Source organism: Starkeya nomas (assembly GCF_902703545.1).
In the GTDB taxonomy this organism is placed as follows: domain Bacteria; phylum Pseudomonadota; class Alphaproteobacteria; order Rhizobiales; family Xanthobacteraceae; genus Ancylobacter; species Ancylobacter moscoviensis.
This window is the reverse complement of record NZ_CACSAS010000001.1, coordinates 956,717-971,916: the sequence shown is the minus strand read 5'-3', so window position 1 is coordinate 971,916 and position 15,200 is coordinate 956,717. Positions and strand designations below refer to the sequence as shown.

Sequence of the window (15,200 nt, the reverse complement as noted above, 5' to 3'; positions counted from 1 at the left end):
GCGAAGGGCGGGAGGCGGGGCGAAGGGCGGGCCGCGTTCAGCGCGTCACAGCGCGCCCATCACGTCTTGGCGGAAGCCGTAGACCTCCCGCTTGCCGGCGAGGGCGACCAGCTTCACCTCGCGGCTCTGGCCGGGCTCGAAGCGCACGGCGGTGCCGGAGGGGATGGCGAGGCGCATGCCGCGGGCCTTCTCCCGCTCGAAGGCGAGCGCCGGGTTGGTCTCGAAGAAGTGGTAATGGCTGCCGACCTGGATCGGCCGGTCGCCGGTGTTGGCGACGGTGATGGCGACGATCTCGCGGCCGGCCAGCAGCTCGATCTCGCCCTCGTCCACCAGCACCTCGCCCGGCGCGCCGGCCGCGTGGCCGGCGGAGGCGATCGGCTCGTGCACGGTGACGAGCTTGGTGCCGTCCGGGAAGGTCGCCTCAACCTGGATCTCGTGGATCATCTCGGCGACGCCCGGCATGACCTGCTCGGGCGAGAGCACGGTGGTGCCGAGGGTCATCAGCTCCGCCACCGTCCGGCCGTCGCGCGCGCCCTCCACCACCGTGTCGGTGATCAGCGCCACCGCCTCGGGATGGTTCAGCTTCACGCCGCGCTCGAGGCGGCGGCGGGCCACCATGGCCGCCATGGCGACGAGGAGCTTGTCCTTCTCGCGCGGGCTCAGATTCATCGGTACGTCTCCGGCTCTGCAAAAGCGAACGGTACTTGCATCAGGAATGCCAGATGCGCGGGATCTCGGCGACGCCGAGCGCGCCGACGACGCGGCGGATGGCGGAATCGAGCGGCGCGCCGTCGCGGGCCAGCAGGCGGACGGAGAGCATGCCGTCCCAGGCGCTGGCGCCGGCGTCGAGGTTCTCCGGCAGCTCATCCGGCAGGCCGAGCGCCTCGCGGACCGCTTCCAGCCGGCCCTCGGCATCGGGCGCGAGGAGGAGGATGGTCGCGAAGGCCGCCCAGCCGCCAGCCGTGGCGCGGCGGTCGAGCGTCGAAGCGATGTCGCCGTCGAGCTGCAGGCCGTCCACATAGACCAGACGCCCGCCGCGACGGATGCGCCAGCTGTCGTGAAGCCGGCCGTGCGACAGGCGCTCGCCCCGCGCCGTGCGACCCAGCACGACGGGCTCGACGAGCAGCAGACGCGCGTCCGGCGCGATATCGGCGGCGATGGAACGCTCGATGCGCGCGCCGTCGAAGACGATGGTCGCCTGCGGCAGCCAGTCGAGCGACGCGCCCGCTTCCGCCGTCAGCTCGACGCCGATGCGCGAGACTGCGCCATCCGAGCGATAGACCTTCTCGGCGGCCTGGGTAGTGACCACAAGTTGGGCATCGCGCCCCGCGCACAGGCAGGTCTGCGCGCTGTCGCCCCCGGCGAGACCGCCGCCGGTGTTAATCATCACCGCTTCCAGCGAGCGGCCGCGACGGCCGGAGAGCGGGAAGCGGACGCGGGCGAAGCCGGCCTCCTCGATACGCCCGCGCACGGTGCGCCCTTCCAGCGCCCGCACCTCGACCGAGAGCCGCCCCTGCCCCCGCCGCTCGACCGGGATCGAGGCGGGAGCGGGCTCAAACGGCAATTCGGTTGCGTACATCGGGGTCCTCGAGTGCGGCGCCGTCGCCCGACAGAACGACCGCGCCGCGCTCCATCACGATGAAATGGTCCGCCAGTTCCCTAGCGAAGTCGAAATACTGCTCGACCAGCACGATGGCCATGTCGCCCTTGCTCCGCAAGTAGCGGATGGCATTGCCGATATCCTTGATGATCGACGGCTGGATGCCCTCGGTCGGCTCGTCCAGCACCAGCACCTTCGGCCGCATGGTGAGCGCCCGGCCGATGGCGAGCTGCTGCTGCTGGCCGCCGGAGAGATCGCCGCCGCGCCGGCGCATCATCGAATCCAGCACCGGGAACAGCGAGAACACGTCGTCGGGGATGAAACGGTCGGCGCGCCTGAGCGGGGCGAATCCGGTCTCCAGATTCTCCGCCACGGTGAGCAGCGGAAAAATCTCGCGTCCCTGCGGCACGAAGGCGATGCCGCGCCGGGCGCGCTCGGACGGGGCCATGGCGGTGATGTCCTCGCCGTTGAAGCGAATGGCCCCCTTCGCCACCGGCGCCTGCCCGACGATGGCGCGCATGAGGCTGGTCTTGCCCACCCCGTTGCGCCCGAGCACGCAGGTGACCTTGCCGGGCTCGGCGGTGAGCGAGACGCCGCGCAGGGCCTGCGCCGCGCCGTAGAACAGGTTGATGTCGTCGACTTCGAGCATGCCGTCAGCGCCCCAGATAGACTTCGATGACGCGCTCATTGGCGCTGACCTGATCGAGCGTGCCTTCGGCCAGCACGGAGCCCTCGTGCAGGCACATGACCCTGACGCCGAGATCGCGCACGAAGGTCATGTCGTGCTCGACCACGACCACGGAATGCCCGTTGGCGTTGATCTCGCGCAGCAATTCGGCGGTCTGCGCGGTCTCCGCATCCGTCATGCCGGCGACGGGCTCGTCGACGAGGAGGAGCTTGGGGTCCTGCGCCAGCAGCATGCCGATCTCCAGCCACTGCTTCTGGCCGTGCGACAGCGCCCCGCCGAGGCGGTCGCGATGCTGGGTCAGCCGGATGGTCTCGAAGATCGCGTCGATGCGCTCGCGCTCGGCCGCCGTCTCGCGGCGGAAGATGTTGGGCAGCGCCGAACGCTGCCCCTTCAGCGCGAGGCGCAGATTGTCGAGGACGGTGTGGCTCTCGAACACGGTCGGCTTCTGGAACTTGCGGCCGATCCCCAGCGTCGCGATCTCGGTCTCGTCGAGCCGGGTCAGGTCGGTGGTGCCGCCGTTGAAGAAGACGTCGCCCTTGTCGGGGCGGGTCTTGCCGGTGATCACGTCCATCATCGTGGTCTTGCCGGCGCCGTTCGGGCCGATGATGGCCCGCATCTCGCCGGGATCGACGGTGAAGGACAGCTCGTTCAGCGCGCGGAAGCCGTCGAAGGTGACGGTCACGGCGTTGAGGTAGAGCAGCGCCTCGGTCAGCGTCTTCTTCGCCGCGCCGAGCCCGTCGTCGGGTTCGATGTCCGGGATCAGCGTTTCGGTATCGCTCATCGCTTTCCCCTCACTCGGCCGGCTTCGGCGTGGCGGCCGGCTCGGCGCCGGGAATGTCGTCGCTCGCCCGGCGGCGGGCCCGCCAGTCGTAGAAGGTGCCGACGATGCCCTTGGGCAGGAACAGGGTGACGGCGACGAACAGGCCGCCGAGCATGAACAGCCAGTAGGGCGCGAGCAGGCCGGAGGTGAAGTAGGTCTTGGCGTAGTTCACCAGCACCGCCCCCAGCGCCGCGCCGACCAGCGTGCCGCGCCCGCCCACCGCCACCCAGACGATGATCTCGATGGAGTTGGCGGGCGAGAACTCCGACGGGTTGATGATGCCGACCTGCGGCACGTAGAGCGCGCCGGCGATGCCCGCCAGCATGGCGGAGACCACGAAGGCGACGAGCTTGTAGTTCTCCGCCCTATAGCCGGTGAAGCGCACGCGGGTTTCCGCGTCGCGGATGGCGACCAGCACCTTGCCGAAATGCGAGCGCACGAGGAAGCGGCACAGCACATAGCCGAGCCCGAGCGCCACGGCGGAGAGCACGAACAGCACGACGCGCGTGCCATCCGCCTGGATGTTGAAGCCGAGAATGTCCTTGAAGTCGGTCAGGCCGTTATTGCCGCCGAAGCCCATGTCGTTGCGGAAGAAGGCCAGCAGCAGGGCGAAGGTCATCGCCTGGGTGATGATCGACAGATAGACGCCGGTGACGCGCGAGCGGAAGGCGAACCAGCCGAACACCAGCGCGAGGATGCCCGGCGCCAGCAGCACCATCAGCGCGGCGAAGGGGAACAGGTCGAAGCCGTACCAGAACCAGGGCAGCTCCTTCCAGTTGAGGAACACCATGAAGTCCGGCAGCACCGGATCGCCATAGACGCCGCGCGGGCCGATCTGGCGCATGAGGTACATGCCCATCGCGTAGCCCCCGAGCGCGAAGAAGGCGCCGTGGCCGAGCGAGAGGATGCCGACATAGCCCCAGATGAGATCCACCGAGAGGGCGAGCAGCGCATAGGTGAGGTACTTGCCGAGCAGCGAGACGACATAGGTGGGCACGTGCAGGGCATTGTCCGGCGCCGTCAGCAGATTGAGCGCCGGCACGAGCACCGCCGCGGCGCCGAGCACGCCGAGGAAGACGAGGCCACTGGTGGTGAGAAGGGCCGGCGGGCGGGTATCGGTCATGCTCATGCTTCGATCGACCTCCCCTTGAGGGCGAAGAGGCCACGCGGGCGCTTCTGGATGAACAGGATGACGATGACCAGCAGCGCGATCTTGCCGAGCACCGCGCCGGCATAGGGCTCCAGCAGCTTGTTGGCGACGCCGAGCGACATGGCGCCGACCAGCGTGCCCCAGAGATTGCCGACGCCGCCGAACACCACGACGAGGAAGCTGTCGATGATGTAGCTCTGGCCGAGGTTCGGCGAGACGTTGTCGATCTGGCTCAGCGCCACACCCGCCATGCCGGCGATGCCGGAGCCGAGGCCGAAGGTCATGGCGTCCACCCAGTTGGTGCGGATGCCCATGGAGGCGGCCATACGCCGGTTCTGCGTCACCGCGCGCATCTCCAGCCCGATGCGGGTGAGCCGCAGCACGGCCAGCAGGGCGACGAAGACCAGTAGCGCGAAGACGATGATCCAGAGCCGGCCATAGGTGATGGAGAGCTGGCCGATCTCGAAGGAGCCCGACATCCAGCTCGGGGCGCCAACCTCGCGGTTGGTCGGGCCGAACAGGGTGCGGATCGCCTGCTGCAGGATGAGCGAGATGCCCCAGGTGGCGAGCAGCGTCTCCAGCGCCCGGCCATAGAGGAAGCGGATGACGGTGCGCTCGATGATCACGCCGATGAGGCCGGTGAACAGGAAGGCCAGCGGCACGGCGATGATGAGCGACCAGTCGAACAGGCCGGGATTGTGGGTGCGGATCAGCTCCTGCACCACGAAGGTGGTGTAGGCGCCCAGCATCACCATCTCGCCATGCGCCATGTTGATGACGCCCATCACGCCGAAGGTGATGGCGAGGCCGATGGCGGCGAGCAGCAGCACCGAGCCGAGCGACAGGCCGTACCAGACGTTCTGTGCCGCACCCCACAAAGCGAGGTTGCGCTCGATGCCGGCGATGGCGGCGGCGGCGGCGTCCTTCACCGCCGGCGAGGCATCAGCCGGCACGCTGCGCAGGAGGGCGAGCGCGTCCTGATTGCCCTGCGCGCCCACCACCTCGATGGCGGCGATGCGGTCGGCCTCGGGCACGCCGGCCTGACCGATGACGATGGAGGCGCGCGCGAGCGCCAGAGCCGACTTCACCTTCGGGTCGGTCTCCTTCGCCAGCACGGCGTCGAGCGCCGGCAGCGCCGCCGCGTCGCGCGAGCGGCCGACGGCCTGCGCCGCCTCCAGACGCTTCGCGGGATCCGGACTGACCAGCGACAGCGCGCCGCTCGCCGCCTCGATGGCGCGGCGGACGCGGTTGTTGACGCGCACGGGCTTCACCGCCGGCGCATCGGCGACCGGCTGCCGGGTGAGCGGATCGAGCAGCGCCCCGCCCTCCCCCTGGATGAACACGCGGGGCGGCGTGCCGCCGAAGACCAGCCTGCCCTCGGCGAGCGCCGAGACGATGCCGGCGGCGGCCGGATCGCCGCTCAGCGCCAGCGCCGAAAGGGCGGCTTCGGTGTCGTCGTACTTGTTGGTGGCGAGCTGGGCGAGCGCGCCGCCGACGTCCTGCGCCTCGGCGCGCCCGGCGAGGGCGGAGGCGGACAGCACGGCGAGCGCGAGGAGCATCACGCGGCTCAGGCGGCGAAGGCGAGCGCTTGGGATCATCATCGTCCGTCGATTGGGCGCTGGGGATGGCCGGAGCGGGCTCCGGCGGCGACGGCGGTACGCGGACCGGCCGCCCGGGGGCGACCGGTCGTGTTCGGAAGGCCGGGCGAGGTCACGAACCCCGCCCGGGGGCCGGCCTCACTGGCCGGCGCCGCCGCATTTGCCGGTCTTCACGTTGAAGTTTCCGCAGTTCATCGGCGCGCGCCAATCGGCGATCAGGTCCTTCGAGCCCTCCAGATAGGGCGACCATTCCTCGGCGACGATCAGGCCCGGGGTCTGCTCGACGATGTCGAACTGGCCGTCATCCTTGATCTCGCCGATGAGCACCGGCTTGGTGATGTGGTGGTTCGGCATCATGGTGGAGAAGCCGCCCGAGAGGTTCGGCACGGAGACGCCGATGAGCGCCGGGATGACCTTGTCCGGCTCGGTGGTGCCGGCCTTCTCGACCGCCTTCACCCACATCTCGAAGCCGATGACGGTGGCCTCCATCGGGTCGTTGGTGACGCGCTTGTCGTTCTTGATGTAGCCGCGCCACTTCTTGATGAACTCCTCGTTCTCCGGCGTGTCGACGGACTGGAAGTAGTTCCACGCGGCGAGGTGGCCGACCAGCGGCTTGGTGTCGATGCCGGCGAGTTCTTCCTCGCCGACCGAGAAGGCGACCACGGGGATGTCGGTGGCCTTGATGCCCTGGTTGCCGAGCTCCTTGTAGAAGGGCACGTTGGCGTCGCCGTTGATGGTGGAGACGACGGCGGTCTTCTTGCCGGCCGAGCCGAACTTCTTGATGTCGGCGACGATGGTCTGCCAGTCGGAATGACCGAACGGCGTGTAGTTGATCATGATGTCCTCGGCGGCGACGCCCTTGGACTTCAGATAGGCTTCGAGGATCTTGTTGGTGGTGCGGGGATAGACGTAGTCGGTGCCGGCGAGCACCCAGCGCTTCACGCCCTCGTTCTCCATGAGGTAGTCGACGGCCGGGATCGCCTGCTGGTTCGGGGCGGCGCCGGTGTAGAACACGTTGCGCTCGCTCTCCTCGCCCTCGTACTGGACGGGATAGAACAGGATGGAGTTCAGCTCCTTGAACACCGGGAGCACGGACTTGCGGGACACCGAGGTCCAGCAGCCGAACACCACTGCGACCTTCTCCTTCTCGATCAGCTCGCGCGCCTTCTCGGCGAAGAGCGGCCAGTTCGACGCCGGGTCGACCACCACCGCTTCCAGCTTCTTGCCCAGAACGCCCCCCTTCGCGTTCTGCTCCTGAACCATGAACAGCACGGTGTCCTTCAGCGTGGTCTCGCTGATGGCCATGGTGCCCGACAGCGAATGCAGCACGCCGACCTTGATCGTTTCCTGCGCGTGAGCGGGCACGCTGGCCGCGGCCAGCGCGAGCGTCGCCGCGCCGACGGCGGCGCGACCGGCTGCACGCCGCGCCTGGGTGAACAGGTTGAGCATCGTTGTTCCCTTCTGGAGTTCACGCGCAGGACCCCCGTCCGCGCGCCGAAGGAAACAAGAGCAATGGGCATGCCAAAGGTCGGGCGCCCGGCCCCACCAAGCCGGGTCTCACCGCAGCCCGGCCGCCCCAACGACAGAAACGATCAATAAATAGGCAAAATAGTCACATTTCGGGCGTTTGCCCGAGAGCGCCCGCTACTTGTATGCATCCGAGGCGGAGGTGCCCGCCAGCCGCTCGGCGCCGACGGCGGAAAGACGGTTCAGCGCCCGGTCGAGCGTGGCATCCGTCTTGGCGAAGCAGAAGCGGATGACGCTCTCCACCGGCTGCTCGGCGTAGAACGCCGATACCGGGATCGCGGCGACCCGCTCGCGCTCCACCAGCCGCCGGCAGAACGCCTCGTCGCGCAGGGCGGGATCGAGCGGAGCAAGATCGACGTTGAGGAAGTAGGTGCCGGCGGAGGGCAGCACGCTGAAGCCGAGCCCGGCGAGGCCCCGCGCCAGCCGGTCGCGCGAGCGCTGCAACCCGGCGCGGGTCGACAGGAACCAGTCGCGCTCCTTGCCGAGCCCGTAGGCCACCGCCTGCTGAAGCGCCGGCGGCGTGGTGAAGGTGAGGAACTGGTGGGCGCGCGAGAGCGCCCGCATCAGCTCCGGCGCGGCGCACACGAAGCCGACCTTCCAGCCCGTCATGCCGAAGATCTTGCCGGCCGAGCCGATCTTCACCGCCCGCCCGCGCAGCCCCGGCAGCGACAGCACCGAATGATGGGAGAGGCCGTCGAAGATGACGTGCTCCCAGACCTCGTCGCTGACCAGCACCGCCCCGGAGCGGGTGCAGAAACGAGCGAGGGTATCGAGTTCGTCGCGCCCGAAGACGCGGCCGGTGGGATTATGCGGGTTGTTGAACAGCACGAGGCGGGTGCGCGGCGAGAAGACCTGCGCCAGCGCTTCCTCGGTGATCCGCCAGTGCGGTGGCACTAGCCGCACGAGCCGCGGCACGCCGCCGGCCCGCTGCACGAGCGGCAGATAGGCGTCGTAGAGCGGCTGGAACAGCACGACCTCGTCGCCCGGCTCGATGAGGGCGAGAAGCGCGCCGGCGATCGCCTCGGTCGCGCCGGACGTCACCATGACCTCGCTCTCGGGATCGAGGTCGAGGCCCTGCCACGCCCGATAATGCGCCGCCACGGCATGGCGCAGCTCCGGCGTGCCCATCATCGGCGGGTATTGGTTCCAGCCGTCGACGATCGCTTCGGCCGCCTTCTGCCGGACGTCGAGCGGACCGGGATCGTCGGGAAAGCCCTGGCCGAGATTGACCGCGTCATGCTCGCGGGCGAGGCGCGACATGGTTTCGAAGACGGTGGTCGGCAGGGAGGCGAAGAGGGAATTCATTCCACGGACCGGATTCGGAATAACGGCGTTCGAACGCTGTGCATCCGTTTTATCCGGCGGCGGGCAAAAGGAAAGGCCCGCACGTCTATCAGGCTGCCAGCACCGCGTGATTGTCGAAGCGCGGCCCGCCGGAGCGCCGGGCCAGAACGCCGAGGCTTTCGCCATCGGTGCCGATCAGCACGGTCTCGCCGAGCCCGCTGGTGGCGAGGAAGCGGCCCGGCTCGCGCGTCGGCGCCAGACCGCAGCCATCGACCAGCGGCAGCGTGCCGACGAAGCGCCCGTCCCGGCGCCAGACGGCGACCATGTTGCCGCGCGGGCTCGCCGCCGCGACGAAGGCGCCGGAGGCATCGAGCGCCACCGAGCCGACATAGGTGCGCAGCCCGCGCCACGCCTCCTCCGGGGCGTCGAAGGCGCGCAGGCCGTTTGCCTCCACCGCGTAGAGGAGCGGACGGGCGATGCCGTCCGCCAGCAGGTCCTGCGCGGCGACCACGGTGAAGCCGTCGTGGCCGGAGGTCAGATGGCGCAGCGACAACGAGGCGAGATCCTCGTCCAGCTCGGCGACGGAGCGCACCGCGCCGGTGACGGGATCGAGCCGGGCGACGCTGGAGCCGGCGATCTCGGCGCCGAGCGCTTCCGGCGTATGGGGCTCGATGCCACCATTGGCGACGACGAGCGCGCCGCCGGCCGGCAGCATGTCATGCGGCCCCATGCCGGAGGACGCCCATTCCGCCTCGATGGCAAAGCCCGCCTCGACCACGCGGCGCGAGACCGTGCCCTGCCCGCTGGCACGGTCGATCTCCACCGCGAGGAAACGCCGGCCGCCATCGACGAACCGGCCATGGCCGGAGAACACCCGCCCCTCGCCCGGCTCGAAGGTCGCCAGCACGGAGCCGGCGCGCCGGTCGAACAGCACCGCGGTGGTGCCGGGACGGCGGGCAACGGCCACCGCCGTCCGCCCGTCCGGGCTCGGTTCCACCCAATGCAGGCGCTGCGTGCCGGCACCGACCGACGTCGCGGCGAAATCGGGCGCCAGCACCACCGGCGCGAAGCCGCCCTCGACACCGGCGGTGGCGAGCCATTCGGCTTCCAGCAGATGATCCTGCGCGTGCGCGCCGCCGCCGAACAGGACGCGCGGCGCGACCGCCAGGCCGCTGAGCCGGCCCAGCAGCGAGCGGCGGGAAAGATCGAGACGTCCCATCCCCGCCTCCCCTCAGTCGCCGTCGAGCGCGTTGAAGCCGAGCGGCACGCCGAGGCCGGCAGCCAGCGGGCTGGCGACGCTTGCCTGCGCCGCCTTGAAAGCGGCGGCCGCGCCTTCCAGCGTCTTGCGGCCCTGCGCCGTGGTCGCAGCCGCGCCGATGTCGTCGGGCAATCCTTCGGCGGCCGCGCGGGCGGCCTGCATGGTCTTGGCGATGCTCGCCTGATCCTTGGCGGCGAGCCCCTGCGCGAGGCGCTCCGCCAGCTCGCCGGCGCTGGCGATGATGGCGACGATGGTTTCCTTCGACAGGCCGCTGCGGCGGCGGTCGGCCAGAAGCGGCCTGGCCTCGTCCGGGTTCTTGCCCAGCACCACCAGCAGGCGCTGGTCGACGACGCGCTGATAGGCACCGGCGAGATCGGTCACGATCTGGCTCAGCAGGGCGTTGGGCTCGGGGAAGTAGACGGGGTCCGCCTTGCCGGCGAGAAGCTGGGCAAGAAGGCCCCCGCTCTTGCTTCCCCAGCCGTCGCGCAGTTCGCCGGCGATGATGGCGAGGTTGCCGGCGACAGCCCGGCCGAGGGCACAGCGGCGCAACGCTTCCGGGCCGGACAGCAGCGCCGCCTCGGCGCCGTCGTCATAGAGCAGGCGCTCCATCGCGGGCAGGCCCTGCACCGCCGCGCTGAGACGGAAGAAGCGGTCCGGCTGCAAGCGCTCGTCGGTTGGATCGGCGACGATCTCCGCCACCGAGCGCCCGACGGCGTTGCGCCGCTCGGGGAACAGGTTGAAGCGATCCGCGCGCAGCGACAGCATCACCGGGCCGAAGGTGATGAACTCCACCGAGGCCCAGGCATCGGAAACGGCGGCGAAGCGCGCCTTCAGCCCGGCCACGCCCTCGGCGGAAGGAGTCTTGCAGAAAGCCTCCCACGCCTCCTGCTGGGCCTTCGCGCCGGCAAGCAGCGTGTCGTAGCGCGGCAGCAGCCAGCTCTCGACCACGTCGGGCGCCGAGATCGCGGCGGCATGGGCGCGGCTGACGAAGATGTTGCCGATGAGCGCGGTGGCGGCCGCGATGGCGGGCACGCCCTGCGCCGCCTGCCCGATCTGGCTCGCCAGCGCCAGCGCCACGGCGAAGGGGGAGCGGTTCATGGTCGGCCTCGCTCTAGAGGGAAGAGACATAATCGATCAGCGTCCGGCGCTCCCTCGCGTCCAGCGCCTCGAAACGGGTGCGGGCGCCCGCCGCCTCGCCGTCGTGCCAGCCCACGGCTTCGGCGACGGTCGCGGCGCGGCCATCGTGCAGCAGGCCGACACCGCGCGCCAGCGCGCCGGAGATGCCGGCCAGCGGCGCGGTGCGCCATTCGCCGGCCGCCGCGCCCGGCACGCCGGAGGTGTCGGCCAGTCCAGCGCCCATGTCATGCAGCAGCACGTCGGTGTGGAGCGACACGCTGCCGCCGCCGCGCATGGGCAGCGAGGGACGGTGGCAGGCGGCGCAGCCGGTGGCGGCGAAGAGCTTCGCACCACGCGCTTCGGCGCCCGCGCCGAGCGCATCCGCCTCCGATACCGGCAGCTTGAGGCCGCGCAGATAGGCGACGATGCGGTCGACGATAGCGGCGGAGATTTCCGGCTCGCCCTCCGCGTCGCGCCCGTGCGGCGCGCTGCGGCAGGCGGTTTGCGCCTGCGTGCAGTCGCCCCACGGCTCGGGCCGCAGCGGCGTCGACAGGCCGAGATCGAGCGCGAAGGCTTCCGAGGTCTGGCCCGCCAGCGTCGGGTGGCTCGCCTTCCAGCCGAAGCGGCCGACGACGGAGCCGCCCTCGGGCGGCTCGAGCCGCCGCGCGCGGCCGCGCACCCCGTCGCCGTCGCGATCGTCCGGGTCCTCGAGGGCGAGGATGGTCGCGTCGTCCACCAGCTCCAGCTTGCCGCGCCCGCGCAGGTCCGGCGCGGCGCGCAGGGAGACATGCGTCGCCGGATCGAGCGGGCCGTAGCCGGGCACCTCGATGCGCGGCACGCGGCGGCCCTTCTCCACCGAGACGGCGAAGGTGCCCTCGGCCGGAACGCCCGGCAGCGTCATGGTCTCCAGCCGGTGGCCATAGACGGGATCGCCCCGGCCATCGGCGCGGAACAGCGACAGCACCAGGCCGAGCCCGTCCGGCCGCCCGGCCCGGTCGAGCGCCGTGGCGCCGTGCCGCGCGCCGCCGGGATGGCAGGCGGAACAGGAGCGCGCGTCGAAGAGCGGGCCGAGGCCGTCATTGGCGCGGGTGGAGCTCGGCGCCGGCACCCAGGGCCGCTCGAACAGCGCCTTGCCGATGGCGGCGTCGAGACGGCTGTCCTCGGCAAGGGCGGGCGCCGGGAGAAGCACCAGGCCGAGCAGGACGGCACGCAGCGACCGGAGGCCCGAGGAGGGCGCCGGGCGCCGGGCATGGTGGCGGCGGCCCATCACACGATCCGGAACCAGCCCATCATCCCGGTCTCCATATGCTCCAGGATGTGGCAATGGAACACCCAGTCGCCCGGCGCGGCGACGAAGGCGACCGTCACCGCCTCGCCGGGCTGCACCAGCACCGTATCAGCGAAATGGCGCGGCAGGCGGTCGAGACTCGACGACAGCACCTCGAAGGCGTGGCCGTGCAGGTGCACGGGATGGGGGAAGCGCGTCTCGTTCTTGATCTCGACCGCATAGGAGCGGCCCGTCGTCATGCGCGCCAGCGGCGGCGGCACGTTGCGGCGACTGCCGGTCGGCCAGGATTCGGAATCGATGCCCCAATAGGTGGTCGAGCCGACGCACAGGCTGTCGAGCAGCGCCTTGGCCAGCGGGTCGTCGGGCGGCAGGGCGATGTCCTTCACCGCCGCGTCGGTCGCCTGCTGGAGGGTGAAGGAGAAGCGCTCCGCCTTCTTCATGTCCGGGCGCGGCAGTTCGGGCTTCGGCAGCGCGAGAGGTCCCTTGCGGGGCCGGGCAACCTTGCCCTCGGCGGCGATGGTGGCGAAGTGGTAGATGTCGGCGGCGCGGTAGTCGCCGACCTGCACCGGGCTGCCGTCGCGCGGCATGCGCAGATGGACGTCGATGCGCTGCGCCGGCCCCATGCGCCAGACGCCGTCAGGCAGGTCGTCAAGCCGCACGGGCCTGAGCGCATGGCCGTCCACCGCGATGAGCCAGGCCTCGCCGCCCTCGACGCCGATATCCATGATGCGGGTGGAATCGACGTTGAGGATGCGCAGCCGCACATCCCCGCCCGCCGGCGCCGTCAGGTTCAGCGAGACGGCGCCGTTGACGGTGCGCGTGGCGCCGAAGGTGCCGACCCTGGAGGCGCCGTTGGGCTCGGAGAGCTCGAGGAAGCCGCCATCGTCGGCGAGCCGCCAGTCCTTGAGCGTCAGCACGTGCTCGGCGTCGAATGCCGGATCGCGCGGGTCCTCGACGATGAGCACGCCCACCAGCCCCCGCCCCGCCTGGCCGGTCTCGTCGCAATGGGGATGGAAGAAGAAGGTGCCGGGATCGTCCAGCGGCAGCAGGTGCACGAAGCTTCCGCCCGGCTGCACCAGCGGCTGGGTCAGGGTCGGCACGCCGTCATATTCGTTCGGCATGCGGATGCCGTGGAAATGCAGGGTCGAGCCTTCGTGCATCCCGTTCAGGAAGGTCGCCTGAAGCCGGGTGCCGCGCGGAAGGCGCAAGGTGCGGAACGGCTCGCCGTCATAAGCGAGGATGCGGGTCGCCGGCCTGTCGGGCCCGAGCAGCTTCAGCTCGGCCTCGCCGGCCTTCAGCGCCACCGTCCGCGTCGGCGCGAAGGGCGCGGGAACCCGCGCCTGTCCCGTGCGCGTCGGCGCGAGCAGCGCCGATGCCCCGAGGACCGCGCCCGCGCCGAGAAAGGCGCGGCGCGAGAGACCCGCGCCGCTCTTCTTCATCATGGCCTCACTGACCGACCTTGGACGGATCGTCCAGGCTGTCCGAGCCCTCGACCTTGATCTTGAGCTTCAGCGCGCCGACCACGCCCTCGATGGCGCGGGTCTGGGCGACGAGCGAATCCACGCCCTTCTGCACGAGGGCGTTGCCCTCGGCATTGCCCTCGCCGATCATCTGGTCATAGGCCTGCTTGCCGCTGTCGCCCTCGTCCTTGATGGCCTTGAGCGCGGCGAGCGCGGCGTCGACCTTGGCGTTCGCCTCGTCGGCGGCCTTCGGCGCCAGAGCGGCGGCGTAGGCGGCGACGGACGGGCCCTCGACGACGCTGCCGTCCACGCGGGTGTACTTGCCGCGATAGATCGAGGCGATGCCCAGCTCGTCATAATAGTGCGAGTTGTGGGTGTTGTCGGAGAAGCAGTCGTGCTCCTCCTCGGGATCGTGGAGGATGAGGCCGAGCTTCATGCGCTCGCCCGCCAGCTCGCCATAGGAAAGCGAGCCGAGGCCGGTGAGGATGGTGCCGAGAGCGGCCTTGTCCTTCTGCTTCGCCACGGCAGCGCGGGCCTTGCCCTTGGCGCCCCACGCCTTGGACATGTCCTCGAGATCGGACACGAGCAGGTCGGTGGCGGCCTTCAGATAGGCGGCGCGGCGGTCGCAATTGCCGTTGGTGCAGTTCGTGGTCGAGTAGTCGGTGGCCGGGCGCTTGCCGGCCCCGGCGCCCGTGCCGTTGAGGTCCTGGCCCCACAGCAGGAACTCGATGGCGTGGTAGCCGATGGCGACGTTCGACTCGACGCCGCCCGCCTCCTGAAGGCTGTCGAGCAGCTTCGGCGTGATCTTCGAGGCGTCGATGGTCTTCTTGCCGACGCGGATCTTGGTGTTGGCGATCACGTTGGCGGTGTAGAGCGGGTTCTCGTCGGAGGAGTCGCCGTAGCTCTTGTCGACATAGTCGATCAGACCCTCGTCGAGCGGCCAGGCGTTCACGCGGCCCTCCCAGTCATCGACGATGGCGTTGCCGAAGCGGTAGCCCTCGGTCTGCTGGTAGGGCACGCGGGCGGCCTTCCAGGCGGCCTTCGCCTTGTCGAGATTGGCCTCGGTCGGCTCGGCGACGAAGGCGTTGACCGCCGTCTGCAGGTCCCTGGCGGTCTTCAGGCTGTCGGCATACATCGCCTCGGCGATGTTGGCGTAGGTGACGACGATGTCGCGCACCTTCGGGGCGTTGTCGGCCGCAGCCGGGCCGGCCGCAACGATGGCACCCAGCGCAACGGCCGCGAGAAGCGGCGCGGCGAACAGTGATCTGGCTCGCATGGAATGTCTCCTCCCGCCGGCGTCGCGGCGTCATAGCGGGAGACTCCTACGCCAGCGCCCCAAGAAGTCGCAAGTGTTCGGACCTACTTTAGAACGCTTTCATACTGCGACGACACGAAACACAAGCGCGGAAGA

Annotated in this window: 13 protein-coding genes; all 13 read right to left on the bottom strand. The window is 70.2% G+C overall.

Features of this window, described 5'->3' with window-relative positions; genetic code table 11:
* Positions 1-45: 45 nt before the first annotated feature.
* The 13 genes from STARVERO_RS04630 to STARVERO_RS04570 all read right to left on the bottom strand — a co-directional run bounded on the left by STARVERO_RS04630 (position 46) and on the right by STARVERO_RS04570 (position 15,065).
* The gene (locus STARVERO_RS04630) at positions 46-669 is read right to left on the bottom strand and encodes an urease subunit gamma (RefSeq protein WP_144342894.1); all 624 of its coding nucleotides are present in this window, start codon (positions 667-669) and stop codon (positions 46-48) included.
* Positions 670-709: 40 nt separating this feature from the next.
* On the bottom strand, positions 710-1,579 hold the full coding sequence (locus tag STARVERO_RS04625) for an urease accessory protein UreD (RefSeq protein WP_159598064.1): 870 nt from the start codon (positions 1,577-1,579) through the stop codon (positions 710-712).
* A complete protein-coding gene (gene urtE, locus STARVERO_RS04620) occupies positions 1,554-2,249 on the bottom strand; it encodes an urea ABC transporter ATP-binding subunit UrtE (RefSeq protein WP_159598063.1) in 696 nt (231 codons plus the stop codon). The genes STARVERO_RS04625 and urtE overlap by 26 nt, the downstream gene beginning before the upstream one ends.
* A gap of 4 nt (positions 2,250-2,253) precedes the next feature.
* Entirely contained in the window at positions 2,254-3,069 is an 816-nt protein-coding gene (gene urtD, locus STARVERO_RS04615) for an urea ABC transporter ATP-binding protein UrtD (RefSeq protein ID WP_244616578.1), read from the bottom strand.
* A 10-nt stretch (positions 3,070-3,079) separates the two neighbouring features.
* Positions 3,080-4,237: an urea ABC transporter permease subunit UrtC gene (urtC, locus tag STARVERO_RS04610; RefSeq protein WP_159598062.1), complete on the bottom strand. Its 1,158-nt coding sequence runs from the start codon at positions 4,235-4,237 to the stop codon at positions 3,080-3,082.
* On the bottom strand, positions 4,234-5,817 hold the full coding sequence (gene urtB, locus STARVERO_RS04605) for an urea ABC transporter permease subunit UrtB (protein ID WP_422802123.1): 1,584 nt from the start codon (positions 5,815-5,817) through the stop codon (positions 4,234-4,236). Before urtB ends, urtC begins: the two co-directional genes overlap by 4 nt.
* 177 nt (positions 5,818-5,994) lie before the next feature.
* Complete coding sequence (urtA, locus tag STARVERO_RS04600; protein ID WP_159598060.1) at positions 5,995-7,305, bottom strand: urea ABC transporter substrate-binding protein; 1,311 nt, start codon at positions 7,303-7,305, stop codon at positions 5,995-5,997.
* A 195-nt stretch (positions 7,306-7,500) separates the two neighbouring features.
* Positions 7,501-8,688: an aminotransferase gene (locus STARVERO_RS04595; RefSeq protein ID WP_159598059.1), complete on the bottom strand. Its 1,188-nt coding sequence runs from the start codon at positions 8,686-8,688 to the stop codon at positions 7,501-7,503.
* 88 nt (positions 8,689-8,776) lie between these two features.
* Complete coding sequence (locus tag STARVERO_RS04590) at positions 8,777-9,886, bottom strand: DUF1513 domain-containing protein (protein ID WP_159598058.1); 1,110 nt, start codon at positions 9,884-9,886, stop codon at positions 8,777-8,779.
* 12 nt (positions 9,887-9,898) lie between these two features.
* A complete protein-coding gene (locus STARVERO_RS04585; protein WP_144342902.1) occupies positions 9,899-11,023 on the bottom strand; it encodes an imelysin family protein in 1,125 nt (374 codons plus the stop codon).
* A 13-nt stretch (positions 11,024-11,036) separates the two neighbouring features.
* Positions 11,037-12,308: a di-heme oxidoredictase family protein gene (locus STARVERO_RS04580; protein WP_159598057.1), complete on the bottom strand. Its 1,272-nt coding sequence runs from the start codon at positions 12,306-12,308 to the stop codon at positions 11,037-11,039.
* Positions 12,308-13,771 (bottom strand): multicopper oxidase family protein, encoded by a 1,464-nt coding sequence (locus STARVERO_RS04575; RefSeq protein WP_244616576.1) that lies wholly within the window; start codon positions 13,769-13,771, stop codon positions 12,308-12,310. The genes STARVERO_RS04580 and STARVERO_RS04575 overlap by 1 nt, the downstream gene beginning before the upstream one ends.
* A gap of 4 nt (positions 13,772-13,775) precedes the next feature.
* Positions 13,776-15,065, bottom strand: coding sequence for an imelysin family protein (locus STARVERO_RS04570; RefSeq protein WP_159598056.1), 1,290 nt, complete (start codon positions 15,063-15,065; stop codon positions 13,776-13,778).
* Between the last annotated feature and the right edge of the window lie 135 nt (positions 15,066-15,200).